Here is a 24,081-nt window from a genome sequence, read left to right on the forward strand (position 1 = left end):
CCCCCTACCTACGCCGCAAGGTCCCGCTCCTCCGCCTCAACCTCACTACGAGCCCCAGGAATCACTTTCCCCCGCTCCCCGGAGGCACCGCGCGCCCGAACCAACCACCCCACCCGAGGCGACCTCTCCACCGCAGCCACAACCGGCGTCAACAAAGCCATCGCAAGCGGCGAAAGCAGCAACACCACCGCGGTCCCGAGCGCAAATCCACCGATCACATCCGTCGGATAGTGCACGCCCATATAAACCCGGCAGAACCCGCCGAACAGACCCAGCACTATCCCCACGACCCCGAACTTCCGATTCGCGACGAACAGCCCGACCCCCATCGCCATCATGAGAGTCGCGTGATCGCTCACGAACGAAAAGTCGCTCTTGCCGCCGATAAGAACTTCCAGCCCGTCATGGTCGACAAAAGGCCGGGGCCGCTCCACAAATCCCCGTATCGGCACATTCACGAGTACGGCGACGCCGGCGGCGAGCGGCGCCCAGATCAGCGCGGCGACGGACGAGGCGGCGTCCTCGCCACCCCGCTTCCGCACGGTGAGCCAGCACCAGATCACCAGCATCACCATGGCGAGCAGGAGCCCCCACTCGCCCACGAACTCCATGACGCGGTCGAACCAGTGCGGCGCGTCTTTGGCGAGACCATTGATGTCGTAGAGCAAGTCAACGTCAGGGTTCGAACCGGATTCGGCGAGTCCAGCCATGGTGCAACGGCCCCTTCGTCATCTTCTTCCCGACGCACCCACCGGTGCGCCGCGCCATCAACCCCCGTCGTCGGCTACGAGAACAGGAACGCACACTCCCCTTCCATACGTTCCACCCTCCACCGAATGATCACTCAGACGTTATCGAAGAGAGATACATCGCCGCAGCTCAGGGGAGGGTTTCACACAGAGGTGGGCAACGCTTTCGCGCCATCTTCGGTGACCCGGGTCGCCCCGAAGTAGTCGGGGGTGTCGATCGGGTCGAACCGGATCACGGCACCCGCGCGGGGCGCGTTGATCATGTACCCGCCGCCGACGTAGATCCCCACGTGCCGGATGGCCCGGGAGTTGGTGAGGTCGTCCGAGAAGAACACCAGATCCCCGGGCAGCAGCTCCTCCCGGCTGGGGTGCGGGCCGGCGTTGTACTGGTCGTTGGCGACCCGCGGCAGGGTGATCCCCACACTCTCGTACGCGGCCTTGGTCAGCCCCGAACAGTCAAAACGTCCGCCCTGGTCAGCGGTACCGTTCCCACCCCAGAGATACAGCGTCCCCAGTTTCTTCTGCGCGTAGTAAATGGCCCCGGCGGCTTGCTTGGAGGGGTCGACACGGGTGACCGGCTTGGCGAAACTTTCCTCCAGCGTGCGGATCCGCTTGACGTAGTTCTGGGTCTCGGTGATCGCCGGCACTCCGCCCGACCTTATGACGCGGTAAGCACCCGCGTTGTAGGCGGCGAGCATGTTGTTCGTGACGTCTCCGGGCACGTCTTTCACGTACTTTGCGAGTTCGCAGTCGTACGAGGCGGCCGATGGAATCGCGTCATTCGGATCCCAGATGTCTCGGTCGCCATCACCGTCACCGTCGATTCCGTGCGAGGCCCACGTGCCGGGGATGAACTGGGCGATGCCGCGCGCGTCGGCGTGGCTGACGACGTCCGGATCCCAACCGCTCTCCTGGTAGAGCTGAGCGGCGAGCAGCGGGGGGCTGATGGCGGGGCAGAGGTTGCCCCACTTCTGCACGAGTGTCTGGTACGCGGCCGGCACGGCGCCCTTGGCAAGCCCCTTGGCTCCCTGCCCCACGCCGTTGGCCAGATTCCCGGCAACCATGTACACGCCGACGACGAGCAGCATCACGAAGCTGAGTCCCAGCCCGGCCGCGATGCTCCCTGCCACCCATACTTTTCGCACGGCTCAACTCTCCCCCACATCGGTGCTGTTCAAGGCCATTCCGGCGAGGGTGGCGTCATTTCGATGCTGTGAAGCCGGTGCACATGATGCTCGAGTAGTCGTCGGGGGTCCGGATGTGGTGGAACTGCACGGTCCAGTCTCCCGGGTCGTTGATCAGGGGGATGGCAGAGATCGGGTCGAGGCCCTGGGGGTGGTTGCGGAAGTCGTCCGGGTACGTGACGTACTTCCACTCGGTCGGGCCGTCGCCCCCAAAGAGGTCGACAGGCTTGCTGGTGTAGCCCACGTTCGCGTTGGCGCTGAGCAGTCCCTCGACGGGCTTTCCGGTGCTCGGGTCGATGTCGTGGGGCGGCTTGACGCTGATGGTGACGTAGAACGCCTCTTTGGCGTCCTGGGCGGACGTCGCCATGTCGGCGAACCCGATCTCCACCTTGTCGTCGAACCTGATCGTCGCCGGATCCTTGGGCTCCGGATCAGCGGGATCGGCAATGGATGTCAGGAACTTCTCACTCGGCCGCTCCTCGTAGGGCAGGTTGCACTGGCCCTTGACCGAGTCCCAGAGGTTGCGGTCGATCTTGTCCCCCGCATAGGCGGGCGCCCCGCCCTTTTCCGCACCGGAACTGGAGGACGGCGAACTCGCGGCGCCGCTCGGCGACTTGCCACCACCCTCGTCACCCCCGCCCCCCTTGTCCTGCTCCTGCTGAAGCAGAACGAAGGCGGCTCCGACCCCCACTGCGAGGCCCATCGCCACGGCGACCATCCAGGGCCGGGTACGCCGACGCGCGGGCCCGGAGAGTTGAGTGGGTGTGTACCCGTAGGCGCCCGGAGTCGAAGCCGAGGCCGTCGGCAGCTCGTACGACCCCAAGGGCGGGGCAGCCGGAGCCGACGGAACACTCCGGGGCGGCGTCTGCGGCACCGACTCGCCCAGCGCGGCGAGTCCTCCGTACGACGGGTCCTCGACCAGTGCCGTCCGCACCCCGCATCGCACGATGACCTCGGCCAGAGCGGGTCGCGCCGCCGGATCCTTGACGACACACGCTTCGATCAGTTGCGCCAACTCTGGTTCGACGCCCGCGAGATCGATGGGTTCGTGGACGGCCCGGTAGCTCACCCCGGCGGGCTCGCCCCTGCCGAACGGGGGCCGCCCGGTCGCCGCGTACGCGATCGTCGCGCCGAGTGCGAATACGTCGGCCGCCGGCCCGACCTCGTTGCGTATCAACACCTCGGGAGCGGTGAAGCCGGGCGTGCCGGGCCCGGAGCCCGCTTCGGTGAGTGCCGTCTGCCCGGCGCCCCGCGCGATCCCGAAGTCGATGAGCTGGGGGCCCTGGGCCGCGAGGATGACGTTCGGCGGCTTGAGGTCCCGGTGCGTGACATCGTGCTCGTGCACGGCCGCCAGTCCCTCCGCGAGGGCGGCGAACAGGCCGCGGCACGTCTCGGGCGGCAGAGCCCCCCGCTCGGCCACCGCCCCACCGAGCGTGGGCCCCGACACATACTCCGTGGCGAGCCAGTAAGGCGCGGCGTCCAGCGACGCGTCGATCAGGTTCGCCGTGTACGCGCTCCGCACCGCCCGAGCCGTCTCCACCTCGCGCCGGAACCGCGCCAGCGCCTCGGGATGGTCGGTGATCTCGTCCCGGATCACCTTGATCGCCACGAGCCGCCCACCGGGCGACCGCCCGAGATACACCTGCCCCATCCCACCCGCCCCCAGCCGGGCGAGCAACGTGTACGCGCCTATGTGGGCGGGGTCCCGTTCTCTGAGTGCCTCCACCCAACCGACCTTTTCACACAGGTCACTTCGACGCCTTCCCGTACAACTCGGCGGCCTCGCGCCCGAACACGACGCTGTACGACACGTCATCGGTGGTACCGCCCTGCTGGAACCCGCCCAGCACCCCTACGACCCGCCCCTCCGCATCGATCCACGGACTCCCGCTCGTGCCCCCGCTGTACCCCGGACACTCGATCCGCTGCTGGCTGCCGCCGTACGCCGTGGAGATGTTCGTGCACCACACGGGCGTCTCCCGAGCCCTGGGATACCCGACAACGGTGACGGCCCGCCCCACCGGACTCACCCGCCGCCCGGCAACCAGCCGGTTGCCCCCCACGACATCCTCGATCTCCTCCCCACCCCGGGAGGCGACCCGGGCGAACGCCACATCACTGTCCTCGTCCTCCCGCCCCTTCCACCCGTCACCGACATACGTCCGCGTCACGGCCCACTCCCCGTACGGCGCCTCCCCGCCCCGATACCCGGGCACGAAGTAGATGGCCCCGCCGCCACTCCCACTCAGACAGTGGGCGGCAGTGACGACGAGATCCCGCCGCTCGCTGTGCACGACGGAGGCGGTGCAGTAGTGCGCCCCGCCCCTGACCAGCACTCCCACCCGCGCGTCCCCGGCACTCACGGGAGCCGTCACGGTGACGCCGAGCGGTACGGGCGTACGCACACGACCGTGCGCGGCCGCCACGGGCACCGACCCGGTGGCCAGCAACGCCACGGCGACGAGGAGGGGGAGACGGATGGGGCGCTTCATCGCAGGAAGCCTTGCCGGACGGGGTGAGAGGAATCCCCGCCTCTACCTGAGAATCCCGTATGAACAGGTCAACACCCAGCGGCTGCCCGGAACGCGGGGATCATGCGGGAGTCGAAGGGTGCAGGCCCAGGTCGGGGATACGGTGGCCGTCGGATACAAACAGAGTCACGAGCCCTCGTCCACGTACTCAAAGAGAACCCGAGTCATGTCTGACATCCCCGCGAACCTCACCTGGGAACGTGCCGCCCCGCCGGAGGCGACCGGTCCGGGTCCCTGGATCGAGCTCGCCTTCGGCGACAACGACCTCGTCTACATCCGTGAGACCAGCGACCCGGAGACCGTCGTCACGACCACCCGGAAGAAGTGGGACGCCTTCGTACTCGGCGTACAGGCAGGCGAGTTCGACCACTTCGTGGAGGGCCTGGAGGGCGTGGAGGACGGGTCGCCCTAGCCCGACGTCAGTCCGACTCGGTATCGGCGCCGGCGTCGACATCGGCCCCGGTGTACGCCGCAGTCGTCCGGTCCGCCCGCGCCCGCGCAACCCCCTCCGCCTCACCGTCGGAGACACTCGCCGCGTACCAGCCCTCGCTGCTCAGGACGACGAACCGTCGGCCTTCCTCGCCCCCGGCCCAGGCCATGAACTCCTGGGCGTCCACGGCCTCGCCGGTGGAGAGGTGCAGGGTGAGGCCGATGAAGGCCATGTCCCAGCCGACCCCGACGGCTCCGGGGCCGAACTGGGCCCACTTCTCGTCGTCGTCGGGGGCGATGTGGTCGAGCTCGAAGCGCGTACCGCCGTCCTCCTCGGGGATCAGCCGGAGCTCGATCCAGGTGACGTTCCCGTCGAACTCCCAGGTCGCGGCGAAGCCCCGCGGCGGGTCGCAGCTCTCGACGGTGCCGTTGGCGTTGCCCTCCAGCTGGTACTTGCCGCCGACGCGGAGGTCGCCGGTGACGGGCAGGAACCAGCGCGGGATGCGCTCGGGGTTGGTGCAGGCGTCCCAGAGGTCCTCGACGGTCGAGTCGTAGGTCTGGCTCAAGGTCACCACGTGTCCTTCGCCGGCCTCGATGACACGGCTGCCGACGCGGCGCCGCACGGCGTTGATCTGGTGGGTGACGTCGATCATGGGTTGCTCCTCTGCTGTACGGGGTCGTCGCCGCCGGAGTCGCCGTCGCTTTCGCGTTCACGTTCGCGGAGCCGGCGCTCGCGCTTGCCCCGGGCCAGTTCGGTGGCCAGGGCGTCCAGGTGGGGGGTCCAGAAGTGCCGGAAGCGGGCCAGCCACGCGTCGATGTCGCGCAACGGGTCGGAGTTCACGGCGTAGAGCCGCCGGGTCCCCTCCGGCCGGACCGTGGCGAAGCCGTTCTCCCGCAGCACCTTCAGATGCTGCGAGACGCCCGGCTGGGATATGCCGAACTCCTCCCTGATGACCTCCGAAACGGCCCCGGAGCTCATCTCACCGTCGGCGAGCAGCTCAAGGATCCGGCGGCGTACGGGATCCCCGAGTACGTCGAATGCGTGCACGGCATCAATATATCACTGCTCACTTATATAAGCACAAGCAAATATAGGTGGGACCCACCCCGGGCCGCGACGGGCCGATGGGCCGATGGGCCTGCCGCCGCACCCGTCGACATGCCCCGCAGGTGACACCCCGCCACATCCCCACGCCCGCAACCGGGATAGCCTTCCCCCAGCGCAAAACGGGCGGTGTCTACTCACCAGGAGACGTACGACCCGGAGAACATCGGCACGACGGACCGGCGCACATGGGACGGGGTCGGGCTCGATGGGCGGGCGGAGTCGGTCACCGCCCGGAGTGAGCCGGATAAGAGGGGCTAACGACGGAACCACACCTCGGGTTCCGGTTCGACTCCCGGTTCCACTTCATTGCCCGGCGTGACCTGCCGTGATACACAGAGTGACGATATGCCTCCTTGTATACCGACCCCCGCCCCCGTCAGGGCCCCGCGAGGGCCGGTGACAAGGGATCCGTACGAAACCCGCCAACCAATGACGCCAAGTCGACATGCGACAGCGTCTTTGTCGGCGACAATGGCCCTGACCTCTGCGCAGAGTGGCAGGGGGTGCAGAACAACCCACAAGGGGCGGTGACTTACATGCTTTTCGCAGCCGAAAAGGGCGACATCAACACCATCATCGGCGGGATTGCCCCGGACTGGGGCCCCTTCGGCAGCCTGGGCAACGAGGCGCGGGTAATGATCGAGGTCGTGATGGCGGTCGCCATCCTGCTGTGCCTCGGCATCGCGATCTGGGGCGCGGCGAAGCAACGCATCGGCGCGACGGCCCTCCGCGACACCTTCAGTGCCGAGCAAGGCAAGGGCCTCATCGTCGCGGGTCTCACCGGAGTCTTCATCATCGGTTCCCTCGGCACTGTCTTCACCATCGTGTACGGCATGGCCGTCTAGGCGGCCGCCGGCTCGGCGTCCTCAGACCCGGCCGGGCACGCCCGGTCTCCCTCCAACCCACCCGTCCGTCGTGCCCACCGGCTGAGGTTGCGTTTCCCTGATGTCGAGTCACCACACCGCGCCCGCGCTGAAGCCAGCGCGGCTACCGTCGTATTACGCGGTTCAGCAAGAGGTTGAGGGGGCGTACGCGGCATGAGTCTCGGCGACGAGCACGGAGCGCGCGGCGACGACGGCGGATACGGGGGGACCGGCCAGACCCGCACACGCCTCCCCGACAGCGCCGGTGACGTCTACGGCGGCGCACGACGCGGCGGCCGTTCCTCCTCCCGCAGCCTCGTCACGGTGGTGGGAGTGGTGGTGCTCCTGATTGCCGCCATCGCCTTCGCGAACCGTGGCGGCGGTGATTCCGCCTCGGACGAGTCGAGCGGCGACAAGACGAAGTCGGCCCCGACGGCGCCCTCCGGGGACCAACCGGTGCAGACAAAGGCGGGCGGCATCCCGTCGGGGTTCGCGCACAACCAGCAGGGCGCGGAGTCCGCGGCCGCGAACTACTCGGTGGTGCTGGTTTCGGCCGACATCCTCAAGCCCGCCCGGCGCAGCGAGATCGTCCAGCAGGTGTTCGTCGCCGACAAGGTGTCCGCGCTGCAGGCCAAGCTGGACAAGGCGTACTCCAAGGAGTTCCTGAGCAACGTCGGCCTGGACGAGAACGGCAACGCGGCCGCGGGACAGACCTACGTCTCACGCACCATGCCGGTCGGCACCAAGATCACCGACCACTCGGCCGACGCCGCGACCGTCGAGGTCTGGTGCACGGGCGTGTTCGGCACCGCCGGGGACGACTCGAAGAACCCGGTCAGCAACGACTGGTTCACCATGACGCTCCAACTGCGGTGGGCCGACGGCGACTGGAAGGTCGACAGCTTCTCCCAGAAGCCCGGACCGGCGCCGGTGAACGGCGACAACACGGTCTCGCCGTCCGACGAGATCTCGAAGGCCGTCGAAGAGTTCGGAGGCTTCACGTATGCCCGGTAGCCCGCGCCGCGTACTAAAGGTCACCGCCGCCGTCGCAGCCGTACAGACCACGCTCGTGCTGCTCGCCACCCGCGCGGCCGCGGCACCGACTCCGACACCTTCGCCGTCCGACGACAACTGCGACCTGATCGTCGGCCCAGCCAAGGACTACTGCGAACGAGACGGCGGCGGCTCCAGCCGTCAGGGCCCCTCCCTCGACGACCCCGCCACGGCTCTCGACCCCCTCGCCTCCCTCGCCAAAGGCTGCGCCAAAGCCGCCTCCTGGACCATCGACAAGCTCAGTGACGCGGTCCAGAACACGGCGACCGTCGACTTCACGAACACCACGTTCCTCCAGCAGTACGCGGTCGTCTTCGCCGCGTCGACGATCCTCACCCTCCTCCTGTGGCTGCTCGCGGTCGCCAAGCGAGCCGTACGAGGCGTCCCCCTCAGCACGGCCATCGGCGAGGCGATCGGCTTCCTCTGGCTGACGGTGCTGGCGTCGGCCTTCACACCCCTGATCCTCTACACCGTCGTGTCGGCGACCGACGGCATCGCCGAGGTCCTGGCCAAGACGACCGGCAACCAGACGGACACGTTCTTCGGCAACTTCTCCGGCGCCCTGAACAAGGGCACCGACATCGGCGGCGGCCCGATCATGCTGATCGTGGTGTCCCTCGTGTCGATCCTCGCCGCGGGCGTCCTGTGGCTGGAGCTCGTGATCCGCGCCGCCCTCCTCTACGTGGGCGCGCTCCTCGGCACCGTCGTCTACGCCGGACTGGTCGACAAGAACCTCTGGGGCCACGTCCGCCGCTGGGCGGGCATCATGATCGCCGTCATCCTCGTGAAACCGGTGATCGTGATCGTGCTGGGCCTGGCCGGCGCCCTGTCCGCCGAGGACGGACCCGACGCGTTCTCCGCCGTCGTCTCCGGCCTCGCCATCATCCTGCTCGCCATCTTCGCCAGCGCGATGATCTACCGCTTCGTACCGGGCTTCGGCGACGAGATCGCCGGCTCCCGCAACAACCGCATCATGCAGGGCGCCGAAGGCAAGGCCGCGGCCGTCATCAGCTCGCCCGCCACCCTCGTCGCCCAGGGCATCAAGACCCACAGCGCCCGGGCCGACAACAACGGCGGTGGAGGCGGAGGCGGCGGTGCCCGCCCCTCCAACCCCGCCTCCGGCGGCGTCGCCGCCCACAGCTCCCGCGGCTCCTCGGGCGGGGGCGGCGGCGGATCTGTCCCCTCCGCCGCACCCCCACCACGCAGCAGCCCGGTGAACACCCCCCACGCCGGAAACACACGCAACAGCAGCAACAACCGCACGGGAGGTGAAGGGCGTTGACGACCGAGGCCCATGTGTCCCATCCGGTCACGCCCCGCCGGACATATCTGATCGGCCGCGCCCGGCCGAACGCGATCGTCGGCAGGAACCGCGAGTCCGGCGAGATCGCGCTGATCATCGTGGGCGCGTTCCTCGGCATGATGTCCGGTCTGATCGTCCCTGTGCTCTCCCTGCGCATCGTGTCCCTCGTGGGCTTCCCGATGCTGGCACTGGCCGCGGTGTACGTGCCCTACAAGCGGCGGACCTTCTACAAGTGGTTCGAGATCAACCGCAGTTACAAGCGCAGCCTCCGCCAGGGCACCGCCTACCGCAGCAAGGTCATGGAGTCCGGGACACGCATCGACGGCCGCGAGGTCGAGGTCGGCCCCCCGCCCGGCATCGGACGGATCACCTGGCTCGCCGCGCCCTTCGGCCCGGACGAGATCGCCGTCCTCCTGCACGCCGACCGGAAAACCGTCACTGCGGCGATCGAGATCGAGGGCCCCGGCGTCGGCCTCCGCGACAGCGAGGACCAGGAAACCCTCGTCGACCGGTTCGGCACCCTGCTCAAGCACGTCGCGAACGGCGACGGCTTCGTCACCCGCCTCCAGATGCTCGCCCGTACGCTCCCCGCCGACCCGGACGCCCACGCCAAGGACGTCGTCGTACGCGGCGACGAGAAGGCACCCGGCTGGCTGCAGCAGTCGTACGACCAGCTCCAGTCCATGGTGTCGACGAGCAGCGAACAGCACCGCGCCTACCTCGTCGCCTGCATGCACTACTCCCGCGAACTCGCCGCCGAGGGCCACGCGATGGCCCGCGCCGCGCGCCCGCAGGGCGGCAAGAAGCTCGACCGCGACTCCGGACTCGCCGTCGTCATGGCCCGCGAGCTCACCGACATCTGCTCACGCCTCCAGGAGGCCGACATCCGGGTGCGCCAGCCGCTCGGACAGGGCCGGCTCTCCTCCCTCGTGCATTCGATGTACGACCCGGACCACCCCATCGACCACATCCAGGCCATGACGAAGCGCAACGCCTGGCCGGCCGAGCTGGACGCCATGGAGCCCACCTACCTCCAGGCCAAGACCCGCGAGTCCTCCACCCGCGCCCCCTGGTGCCACTCCACGGCCTGGGTGAAGGAATGGCCGATGACCCCGGTGGGCGTCAACTTCCTCGCCCCGCTGCTCGTCCACACCCCCGACGTGATCCGCACGGTCGCCGTCACGATGGACCTCGAACCCACCGAGGTCGCCATCGAGCGGATGCTCACCGAGAAGACGAACGACGACGCCGAGGCCAGCCGCCAGGCCAAGATGAACCGGACCGTCGACCCCCGCGACGTCGCCTCGCACAACCGCATGGACCAGCGCGGCGAGGACCTCGCGAGCGGCGCCGCCGGCGTCAACCTCGTCGGCTACATCACCGTCTCCTCCCGCAACCCCGAGGCACTCGCCCGCGACAAGCGGACCATAAGGGCCTCGGCCGGCAAGTCGTACCTGAAGCTGGAGTGGTGCGACCGAGAGCACCACCGCGCCTTCGTGAACACACTCCCGTTCGCCACCGGCATCCGAAGGTAGGGCTGAGTACTGATGCGGGATCCGCTGTCCGTCCTCACCGAGGCCTTCACGTCCTTCCTCTTCGGCAAGGTCGAGACGACCCGCCCACCGGTGCGCACCTCCACCGGCCAGGCCCAGGCCGTCTACCTGCCGACCGCGGCCCCCGGCCTCGGCGACTCCGGCGTCATCATCGGCCGCGAGGTCTACTCCGGGAAGGGCTACATCTACGACCCCTTCCAGCTGTACGGACAGCAGCTCCCGGCACCGCACTGGCTGGTCCTCGGCGAGTCCGGCAACGGCAAGTCGGCCCTGGAGAAGACGTACGTCCTACGGCAGTTGAGGTTCAAGGACCGGCAGGTCGTCGTCCTCGACGCACAGGGCGAGGACGGCGACGGCGAGTGGAACCTCATCGCCCGGCAGCTGGGTATAACCCCCATCCGGCTCGACCCGACCGCCGCCCTGGACATGGGAATCCGGCTCAACCCGCTCGACCCCGCGATCACCACCACCGGACAGCTCGCCCTGCTCCGGACGATCATCGAGGTCGCGATGGGCCACGGCCTGGACGAGCGCTCCGGCTTCGCCCTCAAGGTCGCGCACGCCTACGTCAACGAGACGATCGTCGAGCGCCAGCCCGTACTGACGGACATCGTCGAGCAACTGCGCCACCCCGAACCGGAGTCGGCGGAGGCGATGAACGTCGCCATAGACGACGTACGGGCCTGGGGCCTGGACGTCGCCCTCGTCATCGACCGCCTCGTCGACGGTGACCTGCGCGGCATGTTCGACGGCCCGACCACGGTCGGCATCGACCTCGACGCGCCCCTCATCGTCTTCGACCTGTCCCACATCGACCGCAACTCCATCGCCATGCCGATCCTCATGGCGATCGTCGGCGTGTGGCTGGAGCACACCTGGATCCGCCCCGACCGGAAGAAGCGCATCTTCCTCGTCGAGGAGGCCTGGCACATCATCAACAGCCCCTTCGTGGCCCAGCTGTTCCAGCGCCTGCTGAAGTTCGGCCGACGCCTGGGCCTGTCGTTCGTGGCGGTGGTCCACCACCTCTCCGACGTGGTCGACGGCGCGGCGGCCAAGGAAGCCGCCGCGATCCTCAAAATGGCGTCCACCAGGACGATCTACGCCCAGAAGGCGGACGAGGCAAGGTCGACAGGACGGGTACTCGGCCTGCCCAGGTGGGCCGTGGAGATCATCCCCACCCTCACGCCCGGCATCGCCGTCTGGGACGTCAACGGCAACGTCCAGGTCGTCAAACACCTGATCACCGAGACCGAACGCCCCCTCGTCTTCACCGACCGCGCCATGACGGAGTCGTCGGCCGACCACCTCGCGGACGACGCCCTGCGGGCCGCCGAACTCGAGGCCGAGGAACGCGCGGCGGCGTTCATGGAGCAACACCTGAGCGATCTCGACGACTCGTCCGAGTCCACGGTGGCGTAGAGGAGCGGCCCGAGATGAGACCGGACGAGCGCGACCGCCACCGCGGCGGCGAAGGCGGCATCCCCGACGGACTGCTGGTCGGTGTCCTGGCCTTCGTCCTCGGCATGACCGTCATGGTGTGGACGGCGACCGGCCTGGCCGGCCTCTTCACCCACGGCTCCTGGCCCGCCGAGGTCACCTTCCGCCGTACGCCCCTGGCCATGCGCCAACTCGTCGAGGCCCCCCACGACATCGCGGCCGCCTGGCCGGAAACCCCGGAGACCCAACTCTCCGGGTACGGCCTCTTCTGGGGCCTGTTCATCGGCCAGCTGATGGTCCTGCTGGTCCTGACGGTGTTCGTCATGGGAACGGCGGCGAGATGGCGAGCGGGGAGGGCACGACGCAGGGCGCTCGCCGCGGCGGAGTCGGACCTTCCGTCCAAGGACGAGCCTCGCGAGGTTCCTCGGAGCCGGGCGGCGGAGCGGCCTGAGGTGGAACGGCCGGAGGTGGAACGGCCGGAGGTGGAACGGCCGGGAGTGGAGCGCCCCGCAGCGGCACACCACCCGGCGCACCCGCCGGTCGAGCACGCCACGGCGCCGCAGCCGGCGACGGAGTACCCGGCGGCGGCCCCGGTCCGGGCGGCGGAGCCGTCGCTGGAGTCGGTTCCTGTGGCAGCCGACGGTGAACGGGTGGGTGGGTGGGAAAGCCCCGTACCCACCCCGCGAGGTCCCCTCGTCCTCGGCCCGCCCGAGACCCGCCACCCCCTCGCCGTCCAGGCGATCCGGGACGCCGACGGCCCGGCCCTGGTCATCACCTCCAACCCCACCCTCTGGTCGGACACGAAGGACGCCCGCGCGAAACTGGGCCCGGTCCTCCTCTACGACCCCTCCCACCTCTGCGACACCCCGGCCCGCCTCCACTGGTCCCCCTCCGCCGGCTGCGAGAACAAGGACACCGCCAAGGCCCGCGCGGCAGCGCTCCTCGCCCCGGTCCGCCCCACCGCGAAGATCGACCAGACGGTCGCCGACACCGCGGAAACCCTCCTGCGCAGCTACCTCCACGCCGCCGCCGTGGACGGCCGCACCATCCGCCACGTCCACCGCTGGGCGCAGGGCACCCAGGTCCAGGAAGCCGTACGCATCCTCCGTACGAACCCCAAGGCCGCCGCCGGCTCCGCGGGCGAACTCGAAGCCACCCTCACCTCGCACCCCGAACGCCGGGACATCGCCCAGGAGTTGACGGCACGGGCCCTGTCCGCCCTGTTCACGGTGAATGTCCGCGAAGCCTGCACACCCAACCGAACCGACACCCTCACCTTGGATTCCTTCGCCGACGAAGGGGGCACGCTTTATGTGGTCGGTGAACCCATCGAGGACCCCAGGGCAAATCCCGGTGCGATGCCCCTGCTGACGGCCCTCGCCTCAAGCGTGGTCGAGCGCGGCCGGCGCATGGCCGAACGGTCATCCTCCGGTCGCCTCGACCCACCACTCACCCTCGTCCTGGACGACGTGGCAGCGGTGGCCCCCCTCCCCCAGCTCCCGGACCTCCTGTCCGCGAGCACGGGAACCGGCACGGGCGGCCCCGACCGAGGCCTCCCCGTCCTGGCCCTCCTCCGCTCCCGCGAACAGGCCCGCTCCCGCTGGCCCCACCACGAGCTCCCGGTGTAACTCACCGCCCCCTAGGGCCGCTTGAACACGAACTCCAACTCCCGCGCGCCCGGATCCCCCGGCACCGGAACGCTCTCCCCCGTGGGCATGAACCCGAACCTCCGGTAGAAGGCCTCGGCCCGCCCGTTCCGCTCGTCCACGAACAACCGCACCCGCTCGACCCCGGCAACGTCCCACGCCCACTCAAGGGCGTACGAGAAGAGCCGCTCGGTGAGCCCCCGCCCCCGCACCTCCGGCCGCACATAGACGGCCACGAGATGCCCCTGGCGTACGTCGCTCACGTCCCCGAGCGCGCCAGGCGCCCCCGCCTCCTCGACGAGCACGATCACCGACCCGACCCACCGCCCGTCGGGAGCCACGGCCACCACCTGCTGCCGCTCACGCACACCCTCGGCGGCCCCCGCCGCCCGCTCCCGCCAGAAGCTGTCGGGCCGGCCCACGGCAGCCTCGTACGTCTCCAGAAAAGCGAGATGCGCCACCGGATCCCGCAGCGCGGCCAGCCGCAGCTCCTTCGCCGCGGGCCACTCGTCGGCACGTATCGAACGCACCACATGGTCCGCCGAGGCATCGAGACGGTCATCAGAACGAGCATCGGGGTTCATGAGGGTCACCGTAATACCGGGGTACTACACCCTTCACCTCATATCCCGCCGTCGTCCGACGCCCCCGGCCACCCGCCCGGCCGACCATCGAAGACATGATTACGGCCTCCGAACTGACCAAACGCTACGGCGACAAGACCGTCGTGTCCGACCTCACCTTCACCGTCCGCCCGGGCACGGTCACCGGCTTCCTCGGCCCCAACGGCGCCGGCAAGTCCACGACCATGCGGATGATCCTCGGCCTGGACGCCCCGACACACGGCACCGCGACGGTCGGCGACCGCGCGTACGCCGACCACCGCGCGCCCCTCCACGAGGTCGGCGCACTCCTGGAAGCACGCTCGGTGCACCCGGGCCGCACGGCCCACCACCACCTGGTCGCGCTCGCCCTCACCCACGGCATCCCCAGGAGCCGCGTCGACCACGTCCTGGACCTCACCGGCCTGACCGACGTGGCCGGACAACGGGTCAAGGGCTTCTCCCTCGGCATGGGCCAACGCCTCGGCATCGCCGCCGCGTTGCTCGGCGACCCGGCCACCGTGATCCTCGACGAACCCGTCAACGGCCTCGACCCCGAGGGCGTCCTGTGGATCCGCAACCTCCTCAAGTCCCTTGCCGCAGAGGGCCGTACGGTCTTCGTCTCCTCCCACCTGATGAGCGAGATGGCCCTGACCGCAGAGCACCTGATCATCATCGGCAGGGGCCGCCTGCTGGCCGACACGACGGTCGACACGTTCGTACGCGAATCTGGCGCGGGCACGGTCAAGGTCGTCACCCCGGAAGCGGGCCTGCTCGCCCAACTCCTCGCGGCCCCGCACGTGGACGTCACGAGCACCACCCCCGGCACCCTCGAAGTCCACGGCACGGACGCCGAACACATCGGCCGCACGGCCGCCGCCCACAACATCCCGCTCTTTGAACTCACCCCGCACGCCGCCTCGTTGGAGGCCGCCTTCATGGACCTGACCCGCGACTCCCTCGAATACGCAGCCCACCTGGAGCCGGCATGACCACCCTCGCCCTCACCCCGGCCCGCATCGTGCGCTCCGAATGGCACAAGCTGTGGACGGTCCGCTCCACCTGGATCATGCTGACCGCCGCGACCGTCGTCACCATCGGCATCGGCATCGCGATCGGCGCCTCCTACGAACAGGACGGCGGTGAGTCCTCCGGCATCGACCCCGTCCAGTTCCTGCTCTTCGGCACGCAGTTCTCGCAGATCATCCTGGCCGTCGTGGCCGTCCTGTTCATCGCGGGCGAGTACGGCACGGGAATGGTCCGCTCCACGATGGTGGCCGTACCGCGCCGCCTCCCGGTGCTGTGGTCCAAGGCCGGCGTCGTCGCCGCGGTCACCTTCACGGCCACGCTCGCCACGTTCCTCGTCACGTTCACGGCCGGGCAGTTCTTCCTCGACGGCACGGACAAGGAGCTGTCCCTGACCGACCCGGGAGTCTTCGGCACCCTCCTCGGCAGCGCCGCGGGCCTGACCTCCCTGGCCGTCATCGGCCTCGGCCTGGGCGCCCTGCTCCGCTCGGTCCCCGGCGGCATCACCGCCTTCATCGGAGGCGTCACCGTCCTCCCGGAGGTCCTCAGGATGTTCCCGTACGACGTCATGGACAGCGCCTCCAAGTACTTCCCCGGCAGGGCGGCCGAGGGCCTGATGACCCTCCACGACTCCTCCGACTACGCGGCAACGGGCCCCGCCCTCCTCGCCCTCACCCTGTGGACGGCGGCGATCCTGGGCGCGGCGGCCCTGCTCCTCAAGCGACGGGACGTATGACCAACTCCCGTACCACTAACTCCCGTACCTTCGGCTCGCGTACGAGGATGGAACCGTGACCGAGACACGGGACTGGCACCGGAACTGGCACCGGGACTGGCTGCGCAGGGCCCGCGACCGGAGCCGCCGGGACCGCGCCCGCCGGGACCAGGCCTGGCGCGACCAGTCCTGGCGGGGCTGGTCACCGGATGGCGCCCGCCAACAGCCCGTCACCCGCACGATCCACCGCCTCAGTCACCGGGTGCGCGCCTTCGACCGACGCCACCCGCTGGTGTGGGACGTCCTGGTCGCGGGCTTCTTCCTGGCCGCCGCCGTCAACGACATGCAGGGAGGCTGGCGGAACATCACCGAGAACCCGGACGCGCCGACCTGGCTTCTCACCACCCTGACCCTGGGCTTCACAGTCCCGCTCCTGTGGCGCCGCACCCACCCCGTCACGGTCCTCCTGGCGATGCTCCCACTCGCCGCCGTCAACGCCTGGACCGGCACGGACCTCCAGGCGAGCCTGACCCTGCTCGTCGTCACGTTCAACATCGCGCTGCACACCGGTCTGCGCGCCCTGCTCTGGTCGTACGCCCTCACCCTTGGACCGATCGTCGTGGACGCCCTCCGCTACCCCGAGGAGCAGGGCGCCGACCAGTCCATCGTGCCGCAGGCGACCCGCCTCGCCATGGTGGCGATCGTCGGCGTCTCCTACCGCACCCGCCAGGAGTACCTCGCCTCCCTCGTCGAACGCGCCCGCCAGCTGGAGGTGGAACGCGACCAGCAGGCCCGTCTCGCCACCGCCGCCGAACGCACCCGCATAGCCCGCGAGATGCACGACATCATCGGCCACAACCTCTCGGTCATCACCAGCCTCGCGGACGGCGGTTCGTACGCGGCCGCCAAGAACCCCGAACGCGCCGCCCAGGCCCTCACCGCCATCGGTACGACCAGCCGCCAGGCCCTCGGCGAACTCCGCCGCCTCCTGGACGTACTGCGCACGGACCCCTCAGGAACAGAGAGGCCAGGAGCCGAACCCCTCGGACCTGCCCCGGGACTGTCCCCGAGACTTTCCGTGGGACACGAACCTCCGGGCGTGGAGATGGCCCCCCAGCCGTCCCTCACCGACCTCGACCACCTCATCGACGGCGTACGCTCCGCCGGCCTCCCCGTCCGCACCACCATCCAGGGCCGAACCACCGCCCTCCCCCCGGGCCGCCAACTCACCGTCTACCGGGTCATCCAGGAAGCCCTGACGAACACCCTCAAGCACGGCGGCCCCGACGCCACATCGACGGTCACTGTGTCGTACGGGGACGGCGGCGCCGTGACCGCCACGGTGACCGACACCGGCCGCGGAGGCACAGGCCGGACCCCCGGGGCCGGAGGCCGCGGCCTCACCGGAATGCGCGAGCGAACCGCCCTGTACGGCGGCACACTTGAGTCCGGCCCGCTCCCGGAACACGGCTGGCGCGTCCACCTTCACCTACCGGAGGAAACCCCGCAGTGACCACCGTGCTCATCGTCGACGACCAGCCGCTGCAGCGCTTCGGCTTCCGCATGCTCCTGGAGAGCCAGGACGACATGGCGGTCGTGGGCGAGGCGTCGAACGGCAGCGAGGCGATCCGCATGACGGCCGAACTCCACCCGGACGTCGCCCTGATGGACATCCGCATGCCCGGCCTCGACGGCATCGAGGCGACCCGCCGCATCGTCTCCTCCGGCGACCGCACCCGCGTCCTCATCCTCACCACGTTCGACCTGGACGAGTACGCGTACGCCGGTCTGCGGGCGGGCGCCTCCGGCTTCCTCATCAAGGACGCCCAGCCCGAGGAACTCCTCGCTGGCATCCGCGCGGTGGCCACGGGCGACGCGGTCGTCGCCCCGAGTCTCACCCGCCGCCTTCTCGACGCCTACGCCGAGCACCTCCCCGCACCGGGCCCGGAAACGACCCCCGGCCATGACCCACGCCTCACCGCCCTGACGGACCGTGAACGCGAGATCCTGGCGGTCATCGGAAAGGGCTGGACGAACTCGGAGATCTCCACCCGCCTCCACCTCGCCGAGTCGACGGTGAAAACCCACGTGAGCCGCATCCTCGCGAAGACCGGTTCCCGGGACCGCATCCAGGCGGTGATCCTGGCGTACGACACGAGGCTGGTCGAGCCATCCTGAAAAGGGCCCTGAAAACACAAAAAAGCCCCCGCACCGAAGTGCGGGGGCTTTTCTCATTCAAATTTTGTTCGGCGGTGTCCTACTCTCCCACAGGGTCCCCCCTGCAGTACCATCGGCGCTGTAAGGCTTAGCTTCCGGGTTCGGAATGTAACCGGGCGTTTCCCTCACGCTATGACCACCGAAACACTATGAAATTCTGAACCGGTGCCTCAACCCCCCTGTGGCCCAGGAGGGGAGACGTGTCGTTCGTTATTTCAGAACTGACACAGTGGACGCGAGCAACTGAGGACAAGCCCTCGGCCTATTAGTACCAGTCAGCTTCACCCCTTACAGGGCTTCCACATCCGGCCTATCAACCCAGTCGTCTACTGGGAGCCTTAACCAATCTAGTTGGTGGGAATACTCATCTCGAAGCAGGCTTCCCGCTTAGATGCTTTCAGCGGTTATCCCTCCCGAACGTAGCCAACCAGCCATGCCCTTGGCAGGACAACTGGCACACCAGAGGTTCGTCCGTCCCGGTCCTCTCGTACTAGGGACAGCCCTTCTCAATATTCCTACGCGCACAGCGGATAGGGACCGAACTGTCTCACGACGTTCTAAACCCAGCTCGCGTACCGCTTTAATGGGCGAACAGCCCAACCCTTGGGACCGACTCCAGCCCCAGGATGCGACGAGCCGACATCGAGGTGCCAAACCATCCCGTCGATATGGACTCTTGGGGAAGATCAGCCTGTTATCCCCGGGGTACCTTTTATCCGTTGAGCGACGGCGCTTCCACAAGCCACCGCCGGATCACTAGTCCCGACTTTCGTCCCTGCTCGACCCGTCGGTCTCACAGTCAAGCTCCCTTGTGCACTTACACTCAACACCTGATTGCCAACCAGGCTGAGGGAACCTTTGGGCGCCTCCGTTACTCTTTAGGAGGCAACCGCCCCAGTTAAACTACCCATCAGACACTGTCCCTGATCCGGATCACGGACCCAGGTTAGACATCCAGCACGACCAGACTGGTATTTCAACGACGACTCCACCATGGCTGGCGCCATGACTTCACAGTCTCCCAGCTATCCTACACAAGCCGAACCGAACACCAATATCAAACTGTAGTAAAGGTCCCGGGGTCTTTCCGTCCTGCTGCGCGAAACGAGCATCTTTACTCGTAGTGCAATTTCACCGGGCCTATGGTTGAGACAGTCGAGAAGTCGTTACGCCATTCGTGCAGGTCGGAACTTACCCGACAAGGAATTTCGCTACCTTAGGATGGTTATAGTTACCACCGCCGTTTACTGGCGCTTAAGTTCTCAGCTTCGCACACCCGAAAGTGCACTAACCGGTCCCCTTAACGTTCCAGCACCGGGCAGGCGTCAGTCCGTATACATCGCCTTACGGCTTCGCACGGACCTGTGTTTTTAGTAAACAGTCGCTTCTCGCTGGTCTCTGCGGCCACCCCAGCTCACGGAGTAAATCCGATCACCAGTGATGGCCCCCTTCTCCCGAAGTTACGGGGCATTTTGCCGAGTTCCTTAACCATAGTTCACCCGAACGCCTCGGTATTCTCTACCTGACCACCTGAGTCGGTTTAGGGTACGGGCCGCCATGAAACTCGCTAGAGGCTTTTCTCGACAGCATAGGATCATCCACTTCACCACAATCGGCTCGGCATCAGGTCTCAGCCTTGATGAGTAGCGGATTTACCTACCACTCGGCCTACACCCTTACCCCGGGACAACCACCGCCCGGGCTGGACTACCTTCCTGCGTCACCCCATCACTCACCTACTACAGGTCTGGTCCGTCGGCTCCACCACTCCCCTTTGCCCGAAGGCTCCAGGGCGGCTTCACGGACTTAGCATCGCCTGGTTCAATGTTTGACGCTTCACAGCGGGTACCGGAATATCAACCGGTTATCCATCGACTACGCCTGTCGGCCTCGCCTTAGGTCCCGACTTACCCTGGGCAGATCAGCTTGACCCAGGAACCCTTAGTCAATCGGCGCACACGTTTCTCACGTGTGTATCGCTACTCATGCCTGCATTCTCACTCGTGAACCGTCCACCACTAGCTTCCGCTGCGGCTTCACCCGGCACACGACGCTCCCCTACCCATCCCAGCGGGCGTTGGCCCTATATGCTGAAATGACACGACTTCGGCGGTACGCTTGAGCCCCGCTACATTGTCGGCGCGGAATCACTAGACCAGTGAGCTATTACGCACTCTTTCAAGGGTGGCTGCTTCTAAGCCAACCTCCTGGTTGTCTCTGCGACTCCACATCCTTTCCCACTTAGCGTACGCTTAGGGGCCTTAGTCGATGCTCTGGGCTGTTTCCCTCTCGACCATGGAGCTTATCCCCCACAGTCTCACTGCCGTGCTCTCACTTACCGGCATTCGGAGTTTGGCTAAGGTCAGTAACCCGGTAGGGCCCATCGCCTATCCAGTGCTCTACCTCCGGCAAGAAACACACGACGCTGCACCTAAATGCATTTCGGGGAGAACCAGCTATCACGGAGTTTGATTGGCCTTTCACCCCTAACCACAGGTCATCCCCAGGTTTTCAACCCTGGTGGGTTCGGTCCTCCACGACCTCTTACAGCCGCTTCAACCTGCCCATGGCTAGATCACTCCGCTTCGGGTCTTGAGCGCGCTACTATATCGCCCTGTTCGGACTCGCTTTCGCTACGGCTTCCCCACACGGGTTAACCTCGCAACACACCGCAAACTCGCAGGCTCATTCTTCAAAAGGCACGCAGTCACGACCCACCAAGTAAACTTGATGAGCGACGCTCCCACGGCTTGTAGGCACACGGTTTCAGGTACTATTTCACTCCGCTCCCGCGGTACTTTTCACCATTCCCTCACGGTACTATCCGCTATCGGTCACCAGGGAATATTTAGGCTTAGCGGGTGGTCCCGCCAGATTCACACGGGATTTCTCGGGCCCCGTGCTACTTGGGTGTCTCTCAAACGAGCCGTTGATGTTTCGACTACGGGGTCTTACCCTCTACGCCGGACCTTTCGCATGTCCTTCGCCTACACCAACGGTTTCTGACTCGTCTCACAGCCGGCAGACTGTGAAAGAGAGATCCCACAACCCCGTACACGCAACCCCTGCCGGGTCTCACACGTATACGGTTTGGCCTCATCCGGTTTCGCTCGCCACTACTCCCGGAATCACGGTTGTTTTCTCTTCCTGCGGGTACTGAGATGTTTCACTTCCCCGCGTTCCCTCCACACACCCTATGTGTTCAGATGTGGGTGACAGCCCATGACGACTGCCGGGTTTCCCCATTCGGAAACCCCCGGATCAAAGCCTGGTTGACGGCTCCCCGGGGACTATCGTGGCCTCCCACGTCCTTCATCGGTTCCTGGTACCAAGGCATCCACCGTGCGCCCTTAAAAACTTGGCCACAGATGCTCGCGTCCACTGTGCAGTTCTCAAACAACGACCAACCACCCGTCACACACCGCTTACGCGATGCTGTACCGGGGCCGGCACTGAAGATCCAGACACAAGGTCCGTACCCTCAGACACCCAACAGCGTGCCCGGCACTCCTGATCTCTTCCCTCAACGTTCCACACCCCCGAAAGGGCAGTACTGGAAGGAGAAGACCATCACGAGTGCCGAATAATCAACGTTCCACCCTTGAGCAACCAGCATCGGACGTACGCCGATGTACTGGCCTCTGACCTCGTCCCGAAGGACTCGGTAAGAAGTGCTCCTTAGAAAGGAGGTGATCCAGCCGCACCTTCCGGTACGGCTACCTTGTTACGACTTCGTCCCAATCGCCAGTCCCACCTTCGACAGCTCCCTCCCCACAAGGGGGTTGGGCCACCGGCTTCGGGTGTTACCGACTTTCGTGACGTGACGGGCGGTGTGTACAAGGCCCGGGAACGTATTCACCGCAGCAATGCTGATCTGCGATTACTAGCAACTCCGACTTCATGGGGTCGAGTTGCAGACCCCAATCCGAACTGAGACAGGCTTTTTGAGATTCGCTCCGCCTTGCGACATCGCAGCTCATTGTACCTGCCATTGTAGCACGTGTGCAGCCCAAGACATAAGGGGCATGATGACTTGACGTCGTCCCCACCTTCCTCCGAGTTGACCCCGGCAGTCTCCTGTGAGTCCCCAACCCTCCGAAGAGGTTGCTGGCAACACAGAACAAGGGTTGCGCTCGTTGCGGGACTTAACCCAACATCTCACGACACGAGCTGACGACAGCCATGCACCACCTGTCACCCGACCACAAGGGGGGCACCATCTCTGATGCTTTCCGGGCGATGTCAAGCCTTGGTAAGGTTCTTCGCGTTGCGTCGAATTAAGCCACATGCTCCGCTGCTTGTGCGGGCCCCCGTCAATTCCTTTGAGTTTTAGCCTTGCGGCCGTACTCCCCAGGCGGGGAACTTAATGCGTTAGCTGCGGCACCGACGACGTGGAATGTCGCCAACACCTAGTTCCCACCGTTTACGGCGTGGACTACCAGGGTATCTAATCCTGTTCGCTCCCCACGCTTTCGCTCCTCAGCGTCAGTAATGGCCCAGAGATCCGCCTTCGCCACCGGTGTTCCTCCTGATATCTGCGCATTTCACCGCTACACCAGGAATTCCGATCTCCCCTACCACACTCTAGTCTGCCCGTATCGAATGCAGACCCGGGTTAAGCCCCGGGCTTTCACATCCGACGCGACAGACCGCCTACGAGCTCTTTACGCCCAATAATTCCGGACAACGCTTGCGCCCTACGTATTACCGCGGCTGCTGGCACGTAGTTAGCCGGCGCTTCTTCTGCAGGTACCGTCACTTTCGCTTCTTCCCTGCTGAAAGAGGTTTACAACCCGAAGGCCGTCATCCCTCACGCGGCGTCGCTGCATCAGGCTTTCGCCCATTGTGCAATATTCCCCACTGCTGCCTCCCGTAGGAGTCTGGGCCGTGTCTCAGTCCCAGTGTGGCCGGTCGCCCTCTCAGGCCGGCTACCCGTCGTCGCCTTGGTGAGCTTCTACCTCACCAACAAGCTGATAGGCCGCGGGCTCATCCTTCACCGCCGGAGCTTTCAACCCCCACCCATGCGGGCAGGAGTGTTATCCGGTATTAGACCCCGTTTCCAGGGCTTGTCCCAGAGTGAAGGGCAGATTGCCCACGTGTTACTCACCCGTTCGCCACTAATCCACCCCGAAGGGCTTCATCGTTCGACTTGCATGTGTTAAGCACGCCGCCAGCGTTCGTCCTGAGCCAGGATCAAACTCTCCGTGAATGTATTCCCGTAATCGGGAGAACACACACGAGAGCGGAACAACCAGCCGGAATAAGACCGGTCGTTCACTGCGTCCTCGCTGTGCGCCTGCCGGAACAATGCCCGGCAGGACTTTTTCAAAGGAACCTCATCTTCGGCCATGACGACCGGAGACGGGGTATCAACATATCTGGCGTTGATTTTTGGCACGCTGTTGAGTTCTCAAGGAACGGACGCTTCCTTCGTACTCACCCTTTCGGGCTTTCCTCCGGGCGCTTCCCTTCGGTCTTGCGTTTCCGACTCTATCAGACCGTTTTCCGATCTGATTTCCTCGGTGCTTTCTGGCCTTTCGGCCTTCCGGCGGTGTTGACTGTATCAGATCCTTTCGGGCCTGACTCCCTGTCAACCGGGTTTGTCTTTGCGGCTGTTGGGCCGTTCCGACGTCCCAAACGTTAGCGGATCCTCTCGGCAGTTCCT

General features: G+C 66.5%; 18 protein-coding genes and 3 rRNA genes. 11 read left to right on the forward strand and 10 right to left on the reverse strand.

The features are described from left to right. Window positions 1-8 precede the first annotated feature (8 nt). From JEQ17_RS21890 to JEQ17_RS21905, 4 genes are all read right to left on the reverse strand, one after another. Complete coding sequence (locus JEQ17_RS21890; protein WP_200396807.1) at window positions 9-710, reverse strand: phosphatase PAP2 family protein; 702 nt, start codon at window positions 708-710, stop codon at window positions 9-11. A gap of 182 nt (window positions 711-892) precedes the next feature. Beyond that, window positions 893-1,837 (reverse strand): C40 family peptidase, encoded by a 945-nt coding sequence (locus JEQ17_RS21895; RefSeq protein ID WP_200401645.1) that lies wholly within the window; start codon window positions 1,835-1,837, stop codon window positions 893-895. A 112-nt stretch (window positions 1,838-1,949) separates the two neighbouring features. After that, window positions 1,950-3,659 (reverse strand): serine/threonine-protein kinase, encoded by a 1,710-nt coding sequence (locus JEQ17_RS21900; RefSeq protein WP_200396808.1) that lies wholly within the window; start codon window positions 3,657-3,659, stop codon window positions 1,950-1,952. Window positions 3,660-3,681: 22 nt separating this feature from the next. Further along, window positions 3,682-4,425, reverse strand: coding sequence for a trypsin-like serine peptidase (locus JEQ17_RS21905; RefSeq protein WP_200396809.1), 744 nt, complete (start codon window positions 4,423-4,425; stop codon window positions 3,682-3,684). A gap of 205 nt (window positions 4,426-4,630) precedes the next feature. Here JEQ17_RS21905 and JEQ17_RS21910 point away from each other — a divergent pair, with 205 nt between their 5' ends. Continuing rightward, the gene (locus tag JEQ17_RS21910; RefSeq protein ID WP_200396810.1) at window positions 4,631-4,876 is read left to right on the forward strand and encodes a DUF397 domain-containing protein; all 246 of its coding nucleotides are present in this window, start codon (window positions 4,631-4,633) and stop codon (window positions 4,874-4,876) included. Between the two features lie 7 nt (window positions 4,877-4,883). On the opposite strand, the gene JEQ17_RS21915 is transcribed toward JEQ17_RS21910, so the two are convergent. Continuing rightward, a complete protein-coding gene (locus JEQ17_RS21915; protein ID WP_200396811.1) occupies window positions 4,884-5,546 on the reverse strand; it encodes an SRPBCC family protein in 663 nt (220 codons plus the stop codon). Next, window positions 5,543-5,941 (reverse strand): ArsR/SmtB family transcription factor, encoded by a 399-nt coding sequence (locus JEQ17_RS21920; protein WP_200396812.1) that lies wholly within the window; start codon window positions 5,939-5,941, stop codon window positions 5,543-5,545. Before JEQ17_RS21920 ends, JEQ17_RS21915 begins: the two co-directional genes overlap by 4 nt. A gap of 596 nt (window positions 5,942-6,537) precedes the next feature. On the opposite strand from JEQ17_RS21920, the gene JEQ17_RS21925 reads away from it, so the two are divergent. The 6 genes from JEQ17_RS21925 (at window position 6,538) to JEQ17_RS21950 (ending at window position 13,838) form a co-directional block, all read left to right on the forward strand. Continuing rightward, window positions 6,538-6,846 carry a hypothetical protein gene (locus JEQ17_RS21925; protein WP_055613376.1) on the forward strand — a complete coding sequence of 103 codons (309 nt, stop codon included), beginning with the start codon at window positions 6,538-6,540 and terminating at the stop codon, window positions 6,844-6,846. 192 nt (window positions 6,847-7,038) lie between these two features. After that, window positions 7,039-7,878, forward strand: coding sequence for a hypothetical protein (locus JEQ17_RS21930; protein WP_200396813.1), 840 nt, complete (start codon window positions 7,039-7,041; stop codon window positions 7,876-7,878). Further along, window positions 7,868-9,199, forward strand: a complete 1,332-nt coding sequence (locus JEQ17_RS21935; protein WP_200396814.1) for a hypothetical protein — start codon at window positions 7,868-7,870, stop codon at window positions 9,197-9,199. Before JEQ17_RS21930 ends, JEQ17_RS21935 begins: the two co-directional genes overlap by 11 nt. Continuing rightward, window positions 9,196-10,755: an SCO6880 family protein gene (locus tag JEQ17_RS21940; RefSeq protein ID WP_200396815.1), complete on the forward strand. Its 1,560-nt coding sequence runs from the start codon at window positions 9,196-9,198 to the stop codon at window positions 10,753-10,755. The genes JEQ17_RS21935 and JEQ17_RS21940 overlap by 4 nt, the downstream gene beginning before the upstream one ends. Before the next feature lie 12 nt (window positions 10,756-10,767). Then, entirely contained in the window at window positions 10,768-12,192 is a 1,425-nt protein-coding gene (locus JEQ17_RS21945; protein ID WP_200396816.1) for an ATP-binding protein, read from the forward strand. A 14-nt stretch (window positions 12,193-12,206) separates the two neighbouring features. Then, window positions 12,207-13,838, forward strand: a complete 1,632-nt coding sequence (locus JEQ17_RS21950; RefSeq protein ID WP_200396817.1) for a P-loop NTPase family protein — start codon at window positions 12,207-12,209, stop codon at window positions 13,836-13,838. Between the two features lie 11 nt (window positions 13,839-13,849). Here JEQ17_RS21950 and JEQ17_RS21955 read toward each other — a convergent pair whose 3' ends face one another. Further along, a complete protein-coding gene (locus tag JEQ17_RS21955; protein ID WP_200396818.1) occupies window positions 13,850-14,440 on the reverse strand; it encodes a GNAT family N-acetyltransferase in 591 nt (196 codons plus the stop codon). Between the two features lie 95 nt (window positions 14,441-14,535). Here JEQ17_RS21955 and JEQ17_RS21960 point away from each other — a divergent pair, with 95 nt between their 5' ends. The 4 genes from JEQ17_RS21960 to JEQ17_RS21975 all read left to right on the forward strand — a co-directional run bounded on the left by JEQ17_RS21960 (window position 14,536) and on the right by JEQ17_RS21975 (window position 18,377). Next, on the forward strand, window positions 14,536-15,450 hold the full coding sequence (locus tag JEQ17_RS21960) for an ABC transporter ATP-binding protein (protein WP_200396819.1): 915 nt from the start codon (window positions 14,536-14,538) through the stop codon (window positions 15,448-15,450). Next, window positions 15,447-16,220, forward strand: coding sequence for an ABC transporter permease (locus tag JEQ17_RS21965; RefSeq protein ID WP_200396820.1), 774 nt, complete (start codon window positions 15,447-15,449; stop codon window positions 16,218-16,220). The genes JEQ17_RS21960 and JEQ17_RS21965 overlap by 4 nt, the downstream gene beginning before the upstream one ends. 220 nt (window positions 16,221-16,440) lie before the next feature. Further along, window positions 16,441-17,712, forward strand: a complete 1,272-nt coding sequence (locus JEQ17_RS21970) for a sensor histidine kinase (protein WP_234048758.1) — start codon at window positions 16,441-16,443, stop codon at window positions 17,710-17,712. Continuing rightward, window positions 17,709-18,377 carry a response regulator gene (locus JEQ17_RS21975; RefSeq protein ID WP_200396822.1) on the forward strand — a complete coding sequence of 223 codons (669 nt, stop codon included), beginning with the start codon at window positions 17,709-17,711 and terminating at the stop codon, window positions 18,375-18,377. Before JEQ17_RS21970 ends, JEQ17_RS21975 begins: the two co-directional genes overlap by 4 nt. Window positions 18,378-18,443: 66 nt before the next feature. Here the strand turns inward: JEQ17_RS21975 and rrf are convergent. From rrf to JEQ17_RS21990, 3 genes are all read right to left on the reverse strand, one after another. After that, window positions 18,444-18,560, reverse strand: a 5S ribosomal RNA gene (rrf, locus tag JEQ17_RS21980). A 101-nt stretch (window positions 18,561-18,661) separates the two neighbouring features. Next, a 23S ribosomal RNA gene (locus JEQ17_RS21985) occupies window positions 18,662-21,780 on the reverse strand. A 318-nt stretch (window positions 21,781-22,098) separates the two neighbouring features. After that, window positions 22,099-23,625, reverse strand: a 16S ribosomal RNA gene (locus JEQ17_RS21990). Together the 16S, 23S and 5S rRNA genes form the textbook arrangement of a ribosomal RNA operon. Between the last annotated feature and the right edge of the window lie 456 nt (window positions 23,626-24,081).

Source organism: Streptomyces liliifuscus (assembly GCF_016598615.1).
Classification (GTDB): Bacteria; Actinomycetota; Actinomycetes; order Streptomycetales; family Streptomycetaceae; genus Streptomyces; species Streptomyces liliifuscus.